Origin of the sequence: Bacillus cereus group sp. RP43 (assembly GCF_040459645.1) — a bacterium.
In the GTDB taxonomy this organism is placed as follows: Bacteria; Bacillota; Bacilli; order Bacillales; family Bacillaceae_G; genus Bacillus_A; species Bacillus_A mycoides_C.
Window position 1 is genome coordinate 1,178,782 of sequence record NZ_JARVHQ010000001.1, and the last position, 16,751, is coordinate 1,195,532.

The following is a 16,751-nucleotide window of genomic DNA, read 5'->3' on the forward strand; positions in this document are numbered from 1 at the left end:
TTATGCAGCCTCCTTCGATTCTTTTTCTTCTGTTACTCGTTTTAAACCAATTACGCCGAAGAAGATTAAACCGATTAATAATACTTTTACAATAGAGAAAGGTTCTCCGAAGATGAAAATCTCGGTAAGAACGATTCCACCAGCTCCAATTCCTGTAAAGACTGCATATACAGTACCGACAGGTAAATCTTTATAAGCTCTAAATAATAAGACGAAACTAATTGTAATTAATAGAGCAACACCAGCCCACTCAAGTGGTGCCTCCGCTTTTTTAAGTCCAATAACCCAAAAGATTTCAATAATACCAGCTATGATTACATAAATCCATGCCATATGTCATTTCTCCTTCCTACCAGTCGTTAGGTAAAGGGCTTAAAAACGACGCATTGCAAAGGAGCAATCCGTCAGTTTGAAAGTCCGCGCCAAAATACTTTCCAAGAAGCTTCTAAACGTGTCTCAAAACGATTTAAACCTGCGTATAGTAGTTCAACCATAAGGCCGTCAAGTAAGCATAAAAAAGCCTCCAAAGCGTCTTTTACTTCAATGTTATGCAGTTCATCTTGTTCGCTTGCTCTTTTAAACACAGGGAATAAAAGTTTTCCGACATTTTCAATGTGTACATTCGCTTTATCAATAATTTGTTCGCGAAATGCATCCGGCGGAAAATAAGAAGTTCGTAACCAAAACATTGATTCTTCACTTTCACCAAATCGTTTTGCATAGCCTTTTAACAAATTTAAGAGCAATTTTTCAGTAGACGATTTTGAAAAATTTTCGATATCGTCTGTGAAGCTTTGCAAATCTTTTTGAAGAGCGGATTCCAAGCATGTAAAATATAGCTCTTCTTTTCCTTTAAAGTGTGCGTAAATCGATGGTTTTTTAATCCCAACTTCTTGAGCAATATTTGCTAATGAAGTTCCTTCATAGCCGTAGCGTGCGAAATGAGAAAGTGCTACAGCTTTAATGCGGTTTGCTGTCATTTTCATCCCCTACCTACCGTTCGTTAGGTTAATTATATGAGATGAAAAATATAAAGTCAATAGGTGAAGGGATAAAAAAAGAGCGCTATAGTTAACGCTCTTTTTTAGACTGTTTCTCGCTCAATTAAATGGAATGAAAGTTCTTCTGCGCTGCCGATAATTTGCTCGCTTTGAATTTGTTTATGGAATAAAGAAAAAGCATGTGAGCCCATTGTGAGCCCAGGATGTTCAATAGTTGAAATTTCTAATGCTTTTGAAATTTCATGGTTATCAAATCCCAGTATAGCGAGGTCTTCAGGTATGCGAATGCCATGTTTTTTTGCCTCTGTTAATAAGCCAGCAGCAACTTGATCGTTCGCTGTAACAATAGCGGTTGGGCGATTTTTCATATTTAAAATGCGATGGAGTACTTGTGCCCCGTCCTGCATCGTATAACATTGATGAAAAACCCAATCAGGGTGCACTGTTTTTCCTTCTTGACGAAGAGTATCGGCGAAAGCTTTTTCACGCTCGATTGAATTAGCACTTGTTTTTCTTGCTAAACAAATGCCGATTTTTTCATGACCTTTACTGAGTAAATAGGAAGTACCAAGGCGGAATCCTTCGTAATGATCTACATAGACAGATGAAATGAGGGGATGTTTCATTTTTTCACATGAAATAATAGGGGCAAATTTTGCGAACGGTTCAATTTGTTCCCATGAACTCGTGCGAGAGCAAATAATCATCCCGTCAAATTGCTTCATTTTCATCATTTCAAGAACGCGAATTTCTTCAATACTATCGTAATTCGTTTGGCATAAATTAATATGATATCCAGCTGCTAACGCTTCATTTCCGATTCCTTCAATGATCGTGCTAAAGTACGGAAGGTTAATAAAAGGTAGCATAACGCCAATTGTATATGTTTTACCCTTTATTAAATGGATAGCATTTATATTTTTTGCATAGTTCAATTCTTCAACTGCATCTAAAACACGCTTACGCTTTTCTTCTTTTACGTATGGATGATTATTAAGAACACGAGAAACAGTTGATATAGATACACCAGCAGTTTTTGCAATTTGTTTTATATTGGCCATATGTATCACCTCTTTCCTTAATTATAAGGGGAAAATAATAAGAATGAAAAAAATCTTGACCTGAAAAGCTTTTCACAATCTATGTTATAAGCATGACTTCTGTTGTTCGCGTAACCTTTTTATTTGGGCGTAAGAATAGTGGGGTCTTTTTTGTATGTCTGCAAAGAATTTTTGTCAGAATGTGTGAGAATAACGTGGAAAGTTTTCGGAGGAGGCGTTTGATAACGAAGCGAATAGAAGAGAGTATAAACGCTTCACTCGTTAAGAGAGCGGTATGAAAGGGCGGAAACAAATTGAAAAAAGGAATCATTTGTTTCGTGTTTTCTAGTGTAATACTTAGCTCATGTTCATTTCAGCAAACGATGCAAGAAGAAAAAACATTTGTAGGAACAACAGGAGGGGCTAAGGACCGTGTTACTGATCCGATTCCGCTAAAGGAACTTCCAAAATATTTTCCGGCGAAGTTTAAAGTTCCAACGTTTTTACCTTATGACATTACGAGTGATGTGCAGGGAGAGGTAAGAACGATGGGAAAGAAGAATGCTGTTTTAACGATTAAATATAAGCAACAAGAGAAAGGAAGGCACGATTATATAGAATTAACAGTGGCCAACTTTTCTTACAGTTTTCCATACCTCGTAGAAGAAAATCGATTTCAAGAACAAATGAAATTGAATAATGGAGCACCTGCTTATTTTAAAAATAAGGATGATTACGAGCGAGGGGACGAATTTGCTACGCTTATATGGAAAGAGAAGGGGATTGAATATCAGCTATTATATCGTAATGTAGATGAGAAAGATGAAGATGTGATTAAACAAAATCTACTGTACATTGCGAACAATATGGAATAAAAAACTAGCTGTATCATGCAGCTAGTTTTTGTATGTTATTTCTTTTTAATTTTGCCTGACCAAGATTTAAATCCACCTTTTAATTGGTAGAAATCTGTGTAGCCTTGTTTTTTTAAGTATTGAGCTGCACGACCTGTACGGAATCCGCTTTGGCAATATAAATAAACTGGTTGATCTTGGCGAAGTTCTTTGTGGCGAAGGCGAATTTGTGATAATGGAATGTTACGCGCACCTAAAATATGTCCCGCGTTAAATTCATCTGCTTCGCGAATATCGATAAGCTGTGCTTTACGGTAGCCAGCGCGAAATTCTTCTTCTGAAAGTGTTTTAATTAATTTTTTCTGATAGAAATACATCCATACAGTGTAGCCGATGAATGCTGCAATTGCGGCTAGTATAATAATCAAGTTTGTTGACACGATTCTATCGCTCCCTTTTTTCTTATCCTACTTTCAATATTATAATGCCCATATGTATTTATGCAACAGATTCATTTGTATATAAGAAGAAATTTCGTATTCTTTCACAAATTTTGTCGAATTTGGTAGACTAGAGAATGTGAAAAATAATTGGTTATATGAGGTGCAGGATGGGAAAAGAAAAATGGTGTTATATTAACTCTGGTCAATGTTCACCAGCATTTAATATGGCGTTAGATGAATGTTTATTAAATTGGCAAAGTGAAAAGAAAATGCCACCAACAATTCGTTTTTACGAATGGGAAGTACCAACATTAACAGTCGGGTATTTTCAGCGTGTTGAAAAAGATATAAATATGGATGTAGTTAACGAAAAAAAATATGGATTCGTTCGTCGTCAAACAGGCGGCAGGGGTGTACTACATGACAAAGAATTAACGTACAGTGTTATTGTGTCTGAAGATCATCCGGATATGCCAAAAACAGTTACAGAAGCATACCGCGTTATTTCGCAAGGCTTATTAGACGGTTTTAAGGCATTAGGATTAGAAGCGTATTATGCAGTTCCGAAAACAGAAGAGGATCGTGAGAATTTAAAAAATCCGCGTTCAGGAGTATGTTTTGATGCACCATCTTGGTATGAAATTGTAGTTGAAGGAAGAAAAATCGCAGGTAGTGCTCAAACACGTCAAAAAGGGGTTATCTTACAGCACGGTTCTATTCCGTTAGAAATAGATTTAGATGAGTTATACGATCTATTTTTATTCCCGAATGAACGTGTAAAAGAGCGTATGAAAAACATGTTTTCTTCTAAAGCGGTAGCGATTAATGAGTTGACAGACCGTACATTTACGATTGAACAGTTAATCAAAGCGTTTGAAACTGGATTTGAAAAAGGTTTAGATATAGAGCTTGTGCCGTATGAACTAACAGAAGAACAGCTTCATGAAGTTCAAACTTTAGCAAAAGAGAAGTATGAAAGTAATGAATGGAATTATAAAAAATAAGGAGATGGCGACCGCCATCTCCTTATTTTTATAGTAAATTAAGTACTTTTTCTACTTTGATTCCTTTATCTTGTAAAGAACGAAGGCGATTTACAACGTCCATAATTTCTTTGTCGAATGTAACGCTAATACCTTGGCTTTGTAGCTCTTTTTTTAATCCTTCAATAGAATCATCTATGTCGATGCCAAGCTCGTAATCTTGACAAACTTCAATTGTCTTTTTCACAAGTTTAACATAATTTTCTTGTAGTTTTGTATTTGTTTCAGTCAAAGCAGGTTGCTTCGGTTTTGCAGGAGTAACCGGTGCTGTCTCTTGCTTTGTAACTGGAGTAGGTACTGCTTTTTTCACAGGTGCTGGAGTAGATAGTTCTACAGCTGCTTCAACACTTACTGACTTCGGCGTTGGTACCGGAGTAGGCTTAGGTGTTATAGCGGGTGTTTCTACACGCATAACAGGTTTAGGAGCGGGTGTAACTGCTTTAGGAGCCTCTACAACTACTTCTTTGTTCGGAGTAGCTTCTACAACTGTTTCTTCTTGCTCAGCAGCTTCTTTATTTTCTTTGCTCCACATAACGCGTTCAATTTCTAGAGAAACATTGTTCTTATTCATCGCTGTTAATGTAACTTTACCAACTTCCGCGTTCCCAGTGAAATCAACAATTTTATAAATAACACTCTTGTTCCAATCCACGTTTCCGCTCAAAAATAATTCTTCGTTACATTTCGGCGTTAAGCCCTCGATTTTAATTTCTGCGTTTACACCGTTTTCACTGTATACCATAATTAGCGAAGCATTTACATCTTCGTCTGCTAACATTAGTTCACGTACCATTTTGCCGGTGCGTACTTGCGTTTTCTTCTTAACTGACATCTAATTTCTCCTCTCAAAAATTCAGTAATAATAAAAAAATCGTATAACGAAAAATAATTGCTCACGAAGATTTATGATACCGATAATAAAAGCATCACGTCAACAATTAACTTTAATTATTTTGCATTTTTCTTATTTTCTTTATGAAATTTTTCAATTTGTAAAATTAGACAGAAGAAAAACAGCCGTTTGAAGGGCTGTTAAAATTTAGATGTTTTATATAAAAATTTGTACAGAATATAAAAAGAAAGTGTAACAAGAGCACCTTGCCAAATAGACAAATTATAAAATAAGTATGGTTGTGTTTTAAAAAATACGTTTGAAAAAACTGATAAGATAAAAGGTATAAACACTGATAATAAGAGGAGTGCTTTTTGTTTCCAGGAAGCCAGTATTGTAAAAGAAAAACGTCTAAATAACGAAAAAGTTATGAAAGCACCAATTGTTAAAACGATAGCAGATAATATTGTTCCAGGAATACTAAGTGGAATTCCTGAAGTGTTTGTATCTGTAAATAGTTTTTGCATAAGAGTAGTAAATGTATCGTATCCAATTTGAATAGCTAATAATAAACTAACTGCAAATCCAATAACGGTAGCTTGTTGGAAAGAATTTTGATGCTCTGAAGAGTTAATCAATTCGTCGCAGTAAGCTTTTAAATCTTCTCCGAAAATATCATGTGCATTTTTACCATCTTCTTGCGCTTCTAAAAGATGATCCAATATTTCTAAAAGCAATTCTTCCATTTGCTTTTGCGGAACGCTAGTAAAACGTAAATAAATAAGCATATCACCATAAGCAGCTTCGTTTTCAGGTGTTAATAACTTTCTTTTTTCATTGTTTAACTTAACCATTTCTTTTTCGGTCATAATATCGTCACTCCTTTTTAAAGGCTAAATTTTCTTTTTTGAAGAAGATTTTGTATAGTGCATAGCAAGAGATGGCCAGTAAAGTGCCAATCCAAGGTGAGATTTGTAATGTAGTATAGGGCTGTTTAATAAATAAAAAGGAAATACCGATTAATAGTATCCATAGGCTATGGCGTATTAAAAAACTTCCTATATGCCTCCAAATAGTTGTTTGATTTTTAAATAAATCAGTGTTAATAAAATCGAAAACAAAACGTATCATAAGATGTACGGATAAGATAAATGCGAGCAGATAAATGAAATCAATGTGCACAAATTTAAAACGTGCTTCATTTGAAAATAAGGGAAATACCAATGCAATTACGGAAGAAATAGCAAAGTATATTGCTAACAGATAACTAGTTATAAATAAAGGAATCGATAATTGTTCCCATAAACCTGGCTTCGGTAGAGCAGCAATTAGTTCGTCACAGTACGCCTGTAAGTCGTCGCCAAAAATATCATAAGCACTTTTTTCTTCTTGCTGGGCTTCAATAAGGTGATCTAGAATTTCAATTAGCAGTTCTTCCGCGTGGTACTCTGGCACTTTAGCTAAGCGGATGTATATTAACATGTCACTATAGGCGGTTTCATTTTCTGTAGTTAATAATTTACGCTTTTGGTTATTTAGTTCGATTAAATCTTTCGCCCTCATTCCTATCGCTCCCCTTGTAATAAGTTGTTTACCGTCGTTGAAACCATTCCCCAGCTTTGTTTAAATTCTTCAAGCTGTTCTAATCCCTTATCAGTTACGTGATAATATTTTCGCTTCGGTCCAAGAGAGGAAGCCTTTAATGTACCTTCAATAAGTTTCTCTTTTTGCATGCGTAATAATAACGGATATATGCTTCCTTCACTTACGAATGTAAAGCCATGTTTATTTAATTTTGTACTCAGTTCATATCCGTACACTTCTTCTTGTGAAATGATGTATAGAATACACCCTTCTAGTACACCTTTTAACATTTGGCTGTGCATGATTTCACCACCTTTTATCCAGGTAACTTGCGTTGCAAGGTAGCTGATATCCAAATTATAACATCCAGTAACTTGCAACGCAAGTTACTGGAGTGGAAAACTTTAATCTGTGTTAATTTTTCTTTGTTTCCCATACTAACGAGAGGAGGGAAGCATATGAAACCATTTATGCCAAAACTCGTTTACTTTGAACCGAGGGCACTCGAATATCCGCTTGGAAAAGAGCTTTATGCGAAGTTTACGAAGATGGGATTAGAAATTCGTGAAACGACATCACACAATCAAATTAGAAATTTGCCAGGCGAAAATGAATTGCAAAAGTATCGTAATGCAAAAGCGACACTTGTCGTTGGGGTGAGGAAGACGTTAAAGTTCGATACATCAAAACCGTCAGCTGAATATGCAATCCCGCTTGCAACAGGATGTATGGGGCATTGTCATTATTGTTATTTGCAAACGACACTTGGGAGTAAACCTTACGTAAGGGTGTATGTGAATCTAGATGAAATATTTGAGAAGGCAAAGCAATATATGGATGAAAGGACCCCTGAAATAACAAGATTTGAAGCGGCGTGTACATCAGACATCGTTGGAATTGATCATTTAACGCATGCATTAAAGCGGGCGATAGAGTTCATCGGAGAAAGTGAAAATGGACGTTTACGTTTCGTTACGAAATATTCGCACGTTGATCATTTATTAGATGCAAAGCATAATGGGAAAACGCGTTTTCGATTTAGCATTAATTCACGTTATGTGATTAAAAATTTTGAACCAGGGACTTCGCCATTTGAAGAGCGAATTGAGGCTGCTCGTAAAGTAGCGGGGGCTGGTTATCCTCTTGGCTTTATTGTTGCGCCAATTTATATGCATGAAGGATGGGAAGAAGGGTACCGTGAATTGTTTGAACGATTGTACAATGCGTTAAAAGGCATGAAGATACCAAATTTAACGTTCGAATTAATTCAACATCGTTTTACGAAACCAGCCAAAAAAGTCATTCAAGAACGTTATCCGAGTACGAAACTTGAAATGGATGAAGAGAAGCGGAAATATAAATGGGGACGATACGGTATTGGGAAATATGTATATCAAAAGGATGATGCGGAAGTATTAGAAGAAACAATACGAGGTTATATATATGAGTATTTTCCCGATGCAGAAATTCAATATTTTACATAAGGGGAATCTGTATGAGAATATGGATTCTTTTTTTGTTTTATATATTTAGGCTCGTTTCCACCTTGTCACGTTATTCTTTCTGGTGTATCATTTTATTGATTGCTTCGTACGGAATAAGCAAAATGAAATTGGATGGAGGAAACCGATGCCTACCCCTAGTATGGAAGATTATATTGAACAAATTTATTTGTTGATTGATGAAAAGGGTTATGCCCGTGTATCTGATATTGCTGAAGCGCTTAGTGTACATCCATCCTCTGTAACAAAAATGGTACAAAAATTAGACAAAGACGAATATCTAATTTATGAAAAATATAGAGGGCTTGTATTAACATCAAAAGGTAAAAAAATCGGAGAACGTCTCGTATATCGTCATGAATTGTTAGAGCAGTTTATGCGCATTATCGGTGTGGATGAAAGCAAAATTTATAATGATGTAGAAGGAATTGAACATCATTTAAGTTGGGAATCAATTGACCGTATCGGTGATCTAGTACAATACTTTGAACAAGATGAAGTTCGAGTAGAAACACTTCGTGGTGTTCAAAAAGCAAACGAAGAGAAAAGTAATTAAGGGGAACGTGTGGCGTTTCCTTTTTTATTTCAATCGAAAAGGACGGGAGAATAATGAAAGCAATTATTTTTGATTTTGATGGATTAATTGTGGACACAGAAACAATATGGTTTCACTCTTTCAGAGATGCTGTTCGTGAATATGGCGGCGAGTTACCTTTAGAGGAATTTGCAAAATGTATTGGAACGACAGATGAAGTACTTTATGCATATTTAAAAGAGCAATTAAAAGAAAAATTTAACGAGCATGCATTAAAGGAAAAAGTAACAACTTTACATAAAGCGAAAATGAAAATACCAAAAGCGCGTGACGGGGTAAAAGAATATTTAGAAGAAGCGAAAGAACTTGGATTGAAAATTGCATTAGCCTCTAGTTCATCTAGGGAGTGGGTCGTTCGTTTTTTAGAAGAGCTACAAATTAGAGATTATTTTGAAGTGATTAAAACGAGAGAAGATGTAGAGAAGGTAAAACCAGATCCAGCTCTTTATAAAGTTACGATAGAAGAATTAGGAATTGAACTGTCAGAAGCTGTTGTATTTGAAGATTCATTAAATGGATTGAAAGCAGCGGTTGCAGCAGGATTAAAATGTATCGTCGTGCCTAATGATGTGACAAGAAATTTGCAATTTGAAAACCATCACCTTCGTATCGAAAGTATGAAAGAAAAAAGTTTGAAAGAAGTGCTTCAACATATAAAGTGAAACTTTAATCAGTAGGGAGGCTCATCTTCCACTGATTATTAGCCCCGTACCAACCGGGATAAAAAAAGACCGTATTTCCTAAAAGGAAGCACGGTCTTTCTTTTTGTTTTTCTTACCTTCAATGACAGTTAAATGAGATTGTTTTCTTTTTCTTTTCAACGATGGAGAATTACCCTTTTTCCCCTTGTCATCAGAAGCATTTCGTTTCAAGAAAGAATTACTTAGGGGTGCTACATTTTGTTTCCCGTGTTTGCGGTTCGATTGTTTCGCTGCACGCTTATATGAGCTTTGCGAATTTGCAGAACCACTAGAGTTTGTAAACATTTTGTAGAGTAAGTAAAAGATACCGACGACAGCCAACATGATACCAATGTTTTTCAATACTTGCATTGGATCCGTAATAACAGATGAAACAAGGCCGAATATTGCTAATCCGATAATAAGCACAAATATAGCGAATGTAAACGAACGACCGTTCATAAGGGACACCTCCTAAAAACATATATTAAAATTAGTATATTAACGATGAGGAAAGGAGTTGAACACCATTTTTAAATAATTATTGTTTGTTTTCTAAACGTAATAATTCTTCAAACGATGCGATTGCAACTTCCGCTTGATCATCTGTTGGTTCTTTCGTTGTTAATAGTTGCAGCCATAATCCTGGATATCCAAGTACTCGTAAAACAGGGACATCTCGTAATCGATTGGTAAATTGTAATACTTCAAAAGAAATACCGAGAACAACTGGAATTAATAAAATTCGGTTTACTACCCTTGCCCAAAGCGGATCTGTAGGGACGAGGAAATAGACAAACATTCCAATAATGACCGTAAATATAATAAAGCTACTGCCACAGCGATAATGGAGGCGAGTTTGCTTTTGAACATTTTCTACAGTCAGTGGAAGATTATTCTCGTAAGCATTGATTACTTTATGTTCCGCACCGTGGTACTGAAATACCCGCTTAATAAGTGGGGTTAAAGAAATGAAGTATATATAGCTCAATAATAGCATGAGCTTAATGACACTTTCGACAATGATTTGCCCTGTATGAGATGGGAAAATCGGTCTCGTTAATTCAGCTAAAAGTGCAGGAACTGCTGTGAAAATTACTTTACCGAATATGAACGATAAAACGCCAACTGCTGCAACTCCTAATACCATCGTTAATTTTGATTGTTCTTCTTTTTTATTTGCAAGTTGTTCATCTTCTTCTGGGTGGACATCAAATCGTTCTGAAGCAAAGTTTAAATGTTTCGCTCCATTCGCACTTGCATCCACAATAGCGGCAATACCTCGTAAAAATGGAATTTTTTTTAGTAGAGACAATGCTTTATTACGAACGCGTGGTAAACGATAAAATTCAATCGATTTATCTTTACGACGAACCGCTGTAACAGTATATTCTCTACCGCCAAACATAACTCCTTCTATGACCGCTTGCCCGCCATATATTTGTTTTGACTCTTCTGCCATGTTAACACCAACCTGTATTTGTTTCTCTCTTATGTAGAAAAAGAGGCAATTGTCATACTTGGTTCTGTCATCTTGAAATAAGACAATCACCGAGTTTCCTTTATTTTATCGACAAATACAGGCAGATGACAAGGGAAAATATTACGAGAGTCGGACATTTCTTATTCTTTTTATAGACAAATTTTGCAGGATTTAAACATGCTTCAAAATAGTTTCGGGCATACTATTGAGCGGAGGTGTCAATGTGAATCAAGAACAATCAACAATAAGAAACTTTGTACAAATTGGTTTATTTGGTGGCTTATTTTGGGGAGGTATATGGTATTTCCTTCATATATTCTCATTTACAGAAGCTGGCCCTAACTATTTACTTTTACCGTTTGCATTTGGAGATTGGAAAGAAGGGGTTTGGGGAAATGTACTAGGTATCGTTTGCATGGGACTTCTTTCAATTTTAGTGGCATTTCTCTATAAAGCTCTTTTTAAAAAGTTTGAAGGAGTATTACCTGGCATAATATACGGTTTATTTTGGTGGGCATTATTATTTTTTGGGATGGGGCTAATGGCACCTGCTATTAAAAGTGCACTCCATTTACCGAAAGAAACAATTGTAACGACAGTATGTATCTTTATATTATATGGTGTTTTTATTTCGTATTCTGTAGCATTCGAATCGAATAATACAAATAGAGGAGAAGGGATCGAGAAGACAAACTATTCAAATAAGTGATTCCTATGTTAAAATGTCGTATAGACATTCTTTAATATTAAGGAGTTTTAAGAAAATGAAAAAGTTACTCCTCGTAAATGGTCCTAACCTAAATCGCCTTGGCGTTAGGGAAGTAAATGTATACGGAAAAGGAACGTTAGCGACGCTTGAAACAGATATGAAACAAGAAGCAGAGAAAATGGGAGTGGAGTTAGAATGTTTTCAATCGAATCATGAAGGAGCTATTATTGATATTATTCATGAGGCTGATGACATATATGAAGGAATCATTCTAAATCCGGGTGCATTTACGCATTATAGCTATGCGATTCGGGATGCTATCGCAAGTGTTTCGATTCCAGTTATTGAAGTACATATTTCTAACATTCACGGGCGTGAGTCGTTTCGTCATGAATCTGTGACAGCGGCTGTTTGTGCGGGACAAATTGTTGGATTTGGTTTTTATGGTTATAAGCTAGCGTTATTTGCATTAATGGAGAAATTGAGGGAGGCATAAAGTCATGGAAAAGATCGAAAGATTAAGAAGTGCGTTTGATGAGGCTGGTATTGACGGTATCGTATTAACGAATGAACATAGCCGTAGATATATGGCGAATTTCACAGGAACAGCTGGTGTTGTACTAATTTCAAAAGAGCGTGCTCTATTTATTACAGATTTCCGTTATGTAGAGCAAGCTAGTAAGCAAGCGGTTGGATACGAAATAGTGCAGCATTCAGGATTACTTCTTGATGAAGTTGCGAAACAAGTTAAAGAACTTGGAATTCAAAAGCTAGGATTTGAGCAAGATACTCTTACATATAGTTCCTACGTAACGCATAATGAAGCGATCGAAGCTGAATTTATCCCGACTTCTGGGCTTGTAGAAAAGTTACGCTTGATAAAGACTGATTCAGAGATTAAGATATTAAAGGAAGCTGCACAGATTGCAGATGCTGCCTTTGAGCATATTCTATCATTCATTCGCCCGGGAGTATCTGAAATTGAAGTGTCAAATGAACTTGAATTTTTCATGAGAAAACAAGGAGCAACATCTTCTTCGTTTGATATTATCGTTGCTTCAGGTCTTCGTTCGGCATTACCGCACGGCGTGGCATCTGAAAAAGTGATAGAAACAGGAGATTTCGTTACATTAGACTTCGGCGCTTATTACAAAGGATATTGTTCTGATATTACTCGTACAATTGCAGTCGGTGAACCATCTGATAAATTAAAAGAAATTTATAATGTCGTTTTAGAAGCACAACTACGTGGTGTGAACGGTATTAAAGCTGGTTTAACGGGCCGTGAGGCTGATGCATTAACGCGTGATTACATAACGGAAAAAGGATATGGAGAATACTTCGGACACTCTACTGGTCATGGAATTGGTCTTGAAATCCATGAAGCGCCAGGTTTAGCTTTCCGTTCTGATACAGTACTTGAACCAGGTATGGCTGTAACAGTAGAACCAGGTATTTATATTCCAGGTGTTGGCGGAGTACGTATTGAAGATGATATCATTGTAACAAGTGAAGGTAATGAAGTAATAACGAAATCACCAAAAGAACTTATTATTTTGTAATACACAGGAGGATTTTTTTACATGATTTCAGTAAACGATTTTCGTACAGGTTTAACAATCTCAGTGGACAATGCCCTTTGGCAAGTAATGGATTTCCAACACGTAAAGCCAGGTAAAGGTGCTGCATTCGTTCGCTCTAAACTACGTAACCTTCGCACAGGATCTGTTCAAGAGAAAACATTCCGTGCAGGTGAAAAAGTAGAAAAAGCACACATCGAAAACCGTCGTATGCAATACTTATACGCGAGTGGTGAGTCTCACGTATTTATGGATAACGGAACTTATGAGCAAATCGAACTTGGCGAAAACCAAATCGAGCGCGAACTTAAATTCCTAAAAGAAAACATGGAAGTATCTATTATGACATACCAAGATGAAGTACTTGGTGTTGAACTTCCAAACACAGTTGAATTAAAAGTGTCAGAAACAGAGCCTGGTATTAAAGGTGACACAGCTTCTAACGTAACAAAACCAGCTACATTAGAAACTGGTCTTGTTGTACAAGTACCAATCTTTATTAACGAAGGCGAAATGCTTATCATCAACACTGGTGAAGGTAAATACGTTTCTCGTGCATAGTAAAAAAGCACTCGTGATTATCACGAGTGCTTTTTTATAGGAAGTAGGGAAGGTAGTAAATTGCGGTTATAACAAAACTAACTGTGACGAGTGAAAGGGTACCCATAATATATGGAGTCAAAACAATTTGAAACGGGCGTATTTCACCAGTTTCAACACCGGTAAAAGTTTTATTCGTTACATGATCCATATTGTTATTTCTAAAGTTACTCATAATAATTAACCACGTAATTGCAAATATTGCTAGACTACCAAGGAAAAAGCTCTCCATAAATGACCAGCCAACCATTTTTGAAAAAAGATAAATAATAGCTAATTCTACTACAATTGTTAAACTAATTTTCAATCCCTTCATATTTTCCCCCCTCATTTTGTACTTTCAACCAATTTGAAAATTTTTCGCATGATACAACATGCAGTACGCAAGGTGATTTTACTTCTTTCTCCAAAGCAGCATGTACGTCTGGAAATTGTTTTTCCGCATGTAATGAAATGTAAGGTAGTTTCTCTTGTGCTTTTAAAGAGCGAATGTTAGTCGTTTTAGCACCGGCAAATACGTATGTAAGTTGCAAGTCTAAAAAAGCGATTTTAAAGATCTCTTTTTTAGCAGCTTCGTTATATCCTCTTCCCCAATATTGATAGCCGAGCCAACTTCCAATATGTGAGTGCTTTTGTTCGTAATTAATATGTTTAAGTGTCGTGAGGCCAATTACTTCATTTTTCTCACTTACAATCACTCTTGATAAGGAGTGTTTTTTTCGTTCCTCTCCAATTGCAAAAAGAATGAATGCCTTTGTATCTTCCACTGATTCTACTTTTATCCCCAATGCATTTTTTACATGCGGATTGCTTGATAGTTCAAAAATCACATTTGCATATTGTAAATCGAGCGGTAATAAAGTAACATGCTGCATCGTCTATGCTCCTTTTCTATTAAATATACCATAAACTAATGAGAATATTCAGATTTTAGTAAAGTCGATAGAGAAAAAATTATGTTTTTACTTCTGAAATAGACAACCTCTGCATATGGTTGTACAAATATATTCTTTTTCAGAATAAGGAAGTAGTAACTGTTATGGGAGAAGGTGGGAGAATGAAACAGTGGCTAGCGGCAATGGAAACATCCGTGCTTGTTATGGGGTTACTTCGGTTGTTTTCAGGTAGCGCGGAAATATTCGCCGCTTTGCTTATGCTTTACGTGAATGATGCGAAGAAAGCATTGTTTATAAATGGTATGTTGGCGTTTGTTGGACCGACCGTATTAATTTTAACAATGACAATTGGCATAGCGAGTGTAGCAAGTGAGATTTCTTTCTTGAAACTCTTTTTTTTAGCACTTGGAATTGGCTGCATTTTTATCGCGTTGTTGAAATAGTAAGTCGAGTATAGTGGGGAGAAGCTTATGAAAGAAGTATTAGAAGTTTTACCGAAAACGATGAGACAGTTAGTTGAAGGCTGTAAACAATATGATGCTCTAGAGGAAATTCGCGTTCGAATTGGAAGGCCACTAGAGTGTATCGCACATGGAGAAGTGTTTTTTTATGACTATATCGCTACAGCGGAAGATGCAATCCATTTATTGAATAAATTAAGTCAGTTCTCAATTTATATGATGGAAGAGGAATTGAAACGTGGATATGTGACACTACGAGGAGGACATAGAATTGGCCTAGCTGGAAAAGTCATTACAGAAAAAAGTGCAGTGAAAATGATTCGGGATGTCTCTTCTTTTAATATTCGTATTGCCCGTCAAAAAATAGGGATTGCTGAGCCGCTTTTGCCATATTTGTATGAAACACGATGGTTAAACACGATGGTAATTGGCCCACCGCAAACGGGAAAAACAACACTTTTAAGAGATGTAGCACGCTGTATGAGTCAAGGTGTAAGTGCTTCGAAAATTCCTTCATGTAAAGTGGGGATTATTGATGAACGATCAGAAATTGCGGGCTGTGTGAAAGGAATTCCGCAATATGACTTTGGCGCGCGAGTAGATGTATTAGACGCTTGTCCAAAAGCTGAAGGAATGATGATGATGATTCGTTCTATGAGCCCAGACGTATTAATCGTAGATGAAATTGGACGTAAAGAAGATAGTGAAGCGATTATGGAGGCGGTGCATGCAGGCGTTCAGCTTTTTATAAGTGCACACGGATTTTCTTATGATGATGTTGTGAAACGTCCATCGTTACAGGCGGTGCTGGAACTTGGTGTATTTGATAGGTTTGTGGAATTGTCAAAAGCTAGAGGACCAGGAACAGTTATGCAAGTGAAAGATAGAGATGGAAAACCAGTATTACCTCATAGAAAGGCTCAAGGCGTATGGTGAAAATATTTGGTGCGGTATTAATAGTTGCTGTTAGCACTTTTTTCGGATTTTCATACGCTAAAAGGTATAGTGAGAGACCGCGGCAGCTTAGGTTATTGAAGGCAGCATTGCAATCATTAGAAGCTGAAATTATGTATGGACACACGCCATTATCTGAGGCGGCAGAGCGTTTAGTCAAACAAATGCCGAAGCCATTAAATTGGATATTTCAAAGCTTTTCGAAACGGCTAGAGAGCGGGGAACAGACAGTTAGAGAAGCTTGGATTGATAGTTTGAAGGAGAACTGGACGTTAACGGCGTTTAAACAAACCGAGTATGAAATACTGCAACAATTTGGTGAAACACTTGGACAACATGATCGTGAATCACAGCAAAAACATATTCGCTTATGTATTACACATTTGGAGAGAGAAGAAGGAGAAGCGAAAGCATTACAACTACAATACGAAAAAATGATAAAGAGTTTAGGGGTACTAGCAGGGCTACTTATCGTAATTTTACTGCTATAGGGG

General features: G+C 36.4%; 24 protein-coding genes. 12 read left to right on the top strand and 12 right to left on the bottom strand.

Annotation, left to right across the window (positions count from 1 at the left end; genetic code table 11):
• The 3 genes from QCI75_RS06170 to QCI75_RS06180 form a co-directional block, all read right to left on the bottom strand.
• A complete protein-coding gene (locus tag QCI75_RS06170; protein WP_002111782.1) occupies nt 1–333 on the bottom strand; it encodes a DMT family transporter in 333 nt (110 codons plus the stop codon).
• Nucleotides 334–404: 71 nt separating this feature from the next.
• Nucleotides 405–986, bottom strand: a complete 582-nt coding sequence (locus QCI75_RS06175) for a TetR/AcrR family transcriptional regulator (protein WP_353760083.1) — start codon at nt 984–986, stop codon at nt 405–407.
• 98 nt (nt 987–1,084) lie between these two features.
• Entirely contained in the window at nt 1,085–2,062 is a 978-nt protein-coding gene (locus QCI75_RS06180; protein ID WP_353760084.1) for a LacI family DNA-binding transcriptional regulator, read from the bottom strand.
• A 317-nt stretch (nt 2,063–2,379) separates the two neighbouring features.
• Between QCI75_RS06180 and QCI75_RS06185 the strand changes: the two genes are divergently transcribed.
• Nucleotides 2,380–2,916 (top strand): hypothetical protein, encoded by a 537-nt coding sequence (locus QCI75_RS06185; RefSeq protein WP_016100627.1) that lies wholly within the window; start codon nt 2,380–2,382, stop codon nt 2,914–2,916.
• A gap of 35 nt (nt 2,917–2,951) precedes the next feature.
• Here QCI75_RS06185 and QCI75_RS06190 read toward each other — a convergent pair whose 3' ends face one another.
• Nucleotides 2,952–3,335, bottom strand: a complete 384-nt coding sequence (locus tag QCI75_RS06190) for a rhodanese-like domain-containing protein (protein WP_002034000.1) — start codon at nt 3,333–3,335, stop codon at nt 2,952–2,954.
• Nucleotides 3,336–3,505: 170 nt separating this feature from the next.
• Between QCI75_RS06190 and QCI75_RS06195 the strand changes: the two genes are divergently transcribed.
• Nucleotides 3,506–4,342: a lipoate--protein ligase family protein gene (locus QCI75_RS06195; RefSeq protein WP_016120796.1), complete on the top strand. Its 837-nt coding sequence runs from the start codon at nt 3,506–3,508 to the stop codon at nt 4,340–4,342.
• A 28-nt stretch (nt 4,343–4,370) separates the two neighbouring features.
• Here QCI75_RS06195 and QCI75_RS06200 read toward each other — a convergent pair whose 3' ends face one another.
• From QCI75_RS06200 to QCI75_RS06215, 4 genes are all read right to left on the bottom strand, one after another.
• Entirely contained in the window at nt 4,371–5,213 is an 843-nt protein-coding gene (locus QCI75_RS06200) for a hypothetical protein (protein WP_002111777.1), read from the bottom strand.
• A 200-nt stretch (nt 5,214–5,413) separates the two neighbouring features.
• Nucleotides 5,414–6,082 carry a DUF1048 domain-containing protein gene (locus QCI75_RS06205; protein ID WP_353760085.1) on the bottom strand — a complete coding sequence of 223 codons (669 nt, stop codon included), beginning with the start codon at nt 6,080–6,082 and terminating at the stop codon, nt 5,414–5,416.
• 7 nt (nt 6,083–6,089) lie between these two features.
• The gene (locus QCI75_RS06210) at nt 6,090–6,776 is read right to left on the bottom strand and encodes a DUF1129 domain-containing protein (RefSeq protein WP_353760086.1); all 687 of its coding nucleotides are present in this window, start codon (nt 6,774–6,776) and stop codon (nt 6,090–6,092) included.
• 2 nt (nt 6,777–6,778) lie between these two features.
• Nucleotides 6,779–7,099: a PadR family transcriptional regulator gene (locus QCI75_RS06215; protein WP_071728410.1), complete on the bottom strand. Its 321-nt coding sequence runs from the start codon at nt 7,097–7,099 to the stop codon at nt 6,779–6,781.
• 156 nt (nt 7,100–7,255) lie between these two features.
• Here QCI75_RS06215 and splB point away from each other — a divergent pair, with 156 nt between their 5' ends.
• The 3 genes from splB (at nt 7,256) to QCI75_RS06230 (ending at nt 9,556) form a co-directional block, all read left to right on the top strand.
• Nucleotides 7,256–8,281, top strand: coding sequence for a spore photoproduct lyase (splB, locus tag QCI75_RS06220; RefSeq protein WP_353760087.1), 1,026 nt, complete (start codon nt 7,256–7,258; stop codon nt 8,279–8,281).
• Between the two features lie 145 nt (nt 8,282–8,426).
• Nucleotides 8,427–8,855 (top strand): transcriptional regulator MntR, encoded by a 429-nt coding sequence (mntR, locus tag QCI75_RS06225; protein WP_001143080.1) that lies wholly within the window; start codon nt 8,427–8,429, stop codon nt 8,853–8,855.
• A 53-nt stretch (nt 8,856–8,908) separates the two neighbouring features.
• Nucleotides 8,909–9,556 (top strand): HAD family hydrolase, encoded by a 648-nt coding sequence (locus QCI75_RS06230; protein WP_144504901.1) that lies wholly within the window; start codon nt 8,909–8,911, stop codon nt 9,554–9,556.
• Nucleotides 9,557–9,634: 78 nt separating this feature from the next.
• Here the strand turns inward: QCI75_RS06230 and QCI75_RS06235 are convergent, their stop codons facing one another.
• Together QCI75_RS06235 and QCI75_RS06240 are read right to left on the bottom strand one after the other, a co-directional pair.
• A complete protein-coding gene (locus QCI75_RS06235) occupies nt 9,635–10,036 on the bottom strand; it encodes an SA1362 family protein (protein WP_144504903.1) in 402 nt (133 codons plus the stop codon).
• Between the two features lie 79 nt (nt 10,037–10,115).
• Nucleotides 10,116–11,036: a DUF1385 domain-containing protein gene (locus QCI75_RS06240; RefSeq protein WP_002015047.1), complete on the bottom strand. Its 921-nt coding sequence runs from the start codon at nt 11,034–11,036 to the stop codon at nt 10,116–10,118.
• A gap of 244 nt (nt 11,037–11,280) precedes the next feature.
• Between QCI75_RS06240 and QCI75_RS06245 the strand changes: the two genes are divergently transcribed.
• The 4 genes from QCI75_RS06245 to efp are packed head-to-tail and all read left to right on the top strand — an operon-like array spanning nt 11,281 to nt 13,907.
• Entirely contained in the window at nt 11,281–11,766 is a 486-nt protein-coding gene (locus QCI75_RS06245) for a YqhR family membrane protein (RefSeq protein ID WP_353760088.1), read from the top strand.
• 55 nt (nt 11,767–11,821) lie between these two features.
• The gene (gene aroQ / locus QCI75_RS06250; RefSeq protein ID WP_144504907.1) at nt 11,822–12,262 is read left to right on the top strand and encodes a type II 3-dehydroquinate dehydratase; all 441 of its coding nucleotides are present in this window, start codon (nt 11,822–11,824) and stop codon (nt 12,260–12,262) included.
• A 4-nt stretch (nt 12,263–12,266) separates the two neighbouring features.
• On the top strand, nt 12,267–13,328 hold the full coding sequence (gene pepQ, locus QCI75_RS06255; protein ID WP_144504909.1) for a Xaa-Pro dipeptidase: 1,062 nt from the start codon (nt 12,267–12,269) through the stop codon (nt 13,326–13,328).
• Between the two features lie 21 nt (nt 13,329–13,349).
• Nucleotides 13,350–13,907 carry an elongation factor P gene (gene efp, locus QCI75_RS06260; protein ID WP_000626521.1) on the top strand — a complete coding sequence of 186 codons (558 nt, stop codon included), beginning with the start codon at nt 13,350–13,352 and terminating at the stop codon, nt 13,905–13,907.
• 34 nt (nt 13,908–13,941) lie between these two features.
• On the opposite strand, the gene QCI75_RS06265 is transcribed toward efp, so the two are convergent.
• Both QCI75_RS06265 and QCI75_RS06270 read right to left on the bottom strand, forming a co-directional pair.
• Nucleotides 13,942–14,262 carry a hypothetical protein gene (locus QCI75_RS06265; RefSeq protein WP_002111766.1) on the bottom strand — a complete coding sequence of 107 codons (321 nt, stop codon included), beginning with the start codon at nt 14,260–14,262 and terminating at the stop codon, nt 13,942–13,944.
• Nucleotides 14,243–14,821, bottom strand: a complete 579-nt coding sequence (locus QCI75_RS06270; RefSeq protein WP_353760090.1) for a GNAT family N-acetyltransferase — start codon at nt 14,819–14,821, stop codon at nt 14,243–14,245. The genes QCI75_RS06265 and QCI75_RS06270 overlap by 20 nt, the downstream gene beginning before the upstream one ends.
• Nucleotides 14,822–15,003: 182 nt before the next feature.
• On the opposite strand from QCI75_RS06270, the gene QCI75_RS06275 reads away from it, so the two are divergent.
• From QCI75_RS06275 to spoIIIAB, 3 genes are read left to right on the top strand one after another with little or no spacing between them, the layout of a single operon-like run.
• Nucleotides 15,004–15,285, top strand: a complete 282-nt coding sequence (locus tag QCI75_RS06275) for a YqhV family protein (RefSeq protein WP_000816054.1) — start codon at nt 15,004–15,006, stop codon at nt 15,283–15,285.
• A gap of 27 nt (nt 15,286–15,312) precedes the next feature.
• The gene (gene spoIIIAA / locus QCI75_RS06280; RefSeq protein WP_353760091.1) at nt 15,313–16,239 is read left to right on the top strand and encodes a stage III sporulation protein AA; all 927 of its coding nucleotides are present in this window, start codon (nt 15,313–15,315) and stop codon (nt 16,237–16,239) included.
• Nucleotides 16,233–16,748, top strand: coding sequence for a stage III sporulation protein SpoIIIAB (spoIIIAB, locus tag QCI75_RS06285; RefSeq protein ID WP_144504915.1), 516 nt, complete (start codon nt 16,233–16,235; stop codon nt 16,746–16,748). Before spoIIIAA ends, spoIIIAB begins: the two co-directional genes overlap by 7 nt.
• Nucleotides 16,749–16,751: the final 3 nt, after the last annotated feature.

What these genes read in the sequence shown, in the direction of transcription:
- QCI75_RS06235 (WP_144504903.1), bottom strand. Translation starts at nt 10,036, where the DNA reads ATGAACGGTCGTTCGTTTACATTCGCTATATTTGTGCTTATTATCGGA.
- QCI75_RS06240 (WP_002015047.1), bottom strand. Translation starts at nt 11,036, where the DNA reads ATGGCAGAAGAGTCAAAACAAATATATGGCGGGCAAGCGGTCATAGAA.
- QCI75_RS06275 (WP_000816054.1), top strand. Translation starts at nt 15,004, where the DNA reads ATGAAACAGTGGCTAGCGGCAATGGAAACATCCGTGCTTGTTATGGGG.
- QCI75_RS06265 (WP_002111766.1), bottom strand. Translation starts at nt 14,262, where the DNA reads ATGAAGGGATTGAAAATTAGTTTAACAATTGTAGTAGAATTAGCTATT.
- QCI75_RS06205 (WP_353760085.1), bottom strand. Translation starts at nt 6,082, where the DNA reads ATGACCGAAAAAGAAATGGTTAAGTTAAACAATGAAAAAAGAAAGTTA.
- spoIIIAB (WP_144504915.1), top strand. Translation starts at nt 16,233, where the DNA reads ATGGTGAAAATATTTGGTGCGGTATTAATAGTTGCTGTTAGCACTTTT.
- pepQ (WP_144504909.1), top strand. Translation starts at nt 12,267, where the DNA reads ATGGAAAAGATCGAAAGATTAAGAAGTGCGTTTGATGAGGCTGGTATT.
- QCI75_RS06210 (WP_353760086.1), bottom strand. Translation starts at nt 6,776, where the DNA reads ATGAGGGCGAAAGATTTAATCGAACTAAATAACCAAAAGCGTAAATTA.
- aroQ (WP_144504907.1), top strand. Translation starts at nt 11,822, where the DNA reads ATGAAAAAGTTACTCCTCGTAAATGGTCCTAACCTAAATCGCCTTGGC.
- QCI75_RS06270 (WP_353760090.1), bottom strand. Translation starts at nt 14,821, where the DNA reads ATGCAGCATGTTACTTTATTACCGCTCGATTTACAATATGCAAATGTG.
- splB (WP_353760087.1), top strand. Translation starts at nt 7,256, where the DNA reads ATGAAACCATTTATGCCAAAACTCGTTTACTTTGAACCGAGGGCACTC.
- QCI75_RS06170 (WP_002111782.1), bottom strand. Translation starts at nt 333, where the DNA reads ATGGCATGGATTTATGTAATCATAGCTGGTATTATTGAAATCTTTTGG.
- spoIIIAA (WP_353760091.1), top strand. Translation starts at nt 15,313, where the DNA reads ATGAAAGAAGTATTAGAAGTTTTACCGAAAACGATGAGACAGTTAGTT.
- QCI75_RS06230 (WP_144504901.1), top strand. Translation starts at nt 8,909, where the DNA reads ATGAAAGCAATTATTTTTGATTTTGATGGATTAATTGTGGACACAGAA.
- QCI75_RS06215 (WP_071728410.1), bottom strand. Translation starts at nt 7,099, where the DNA reads ATGCACAGCCAAATGTTAAAAGGTGTACTAGAAGGGTGTATTCTATAC.
- efp (WP_000626521.1), top strand. Translation starts at nt 13,350, where the DNA reads ATGATTTCAGTAAACGATTTTCGTACAGGTTTAACAATCTCAGTGGAC.
- QCI75_RS06200 (WP_002111777.1), bottom strand. Translation starts at nt 5,213, where the DNA reads ATGTCAGTTAAGAAGAAAACGCAAGTACGCACCGGCAAAATGGTACGT.
- QCI75_RS06195 (WP_016120796.1), top strand. Translation starts at nt 3,506, where the DNA reads ATGGGAAAAGAAAAATGGTGTTATATTAACTCTGGTCAATGTTCACCA.
- QCI75_RS06180 (WP_353760084.1), bottom strand. Translation starts at nt 2,062, where the DNA reads ATGGCCAATATAAAACAAATTGCAAAAACTGCTGGTGTATCTATATCA.
- mntR (WP_001143080.1), top strand. Translation starts at nt 8,427, where the DNA reads ATGCCTACCCCTAGTATGGAAGATTATATTGAACAAATTTATTTGTTG.
- QCI75_RS06175 (WP_353760083.1), bottom strand. Translation starts at nt 986, where the DNA reads ATGAAAATGACAGCAAACCGCATTAAAGCTGTAGCACTTTCTCATTTC.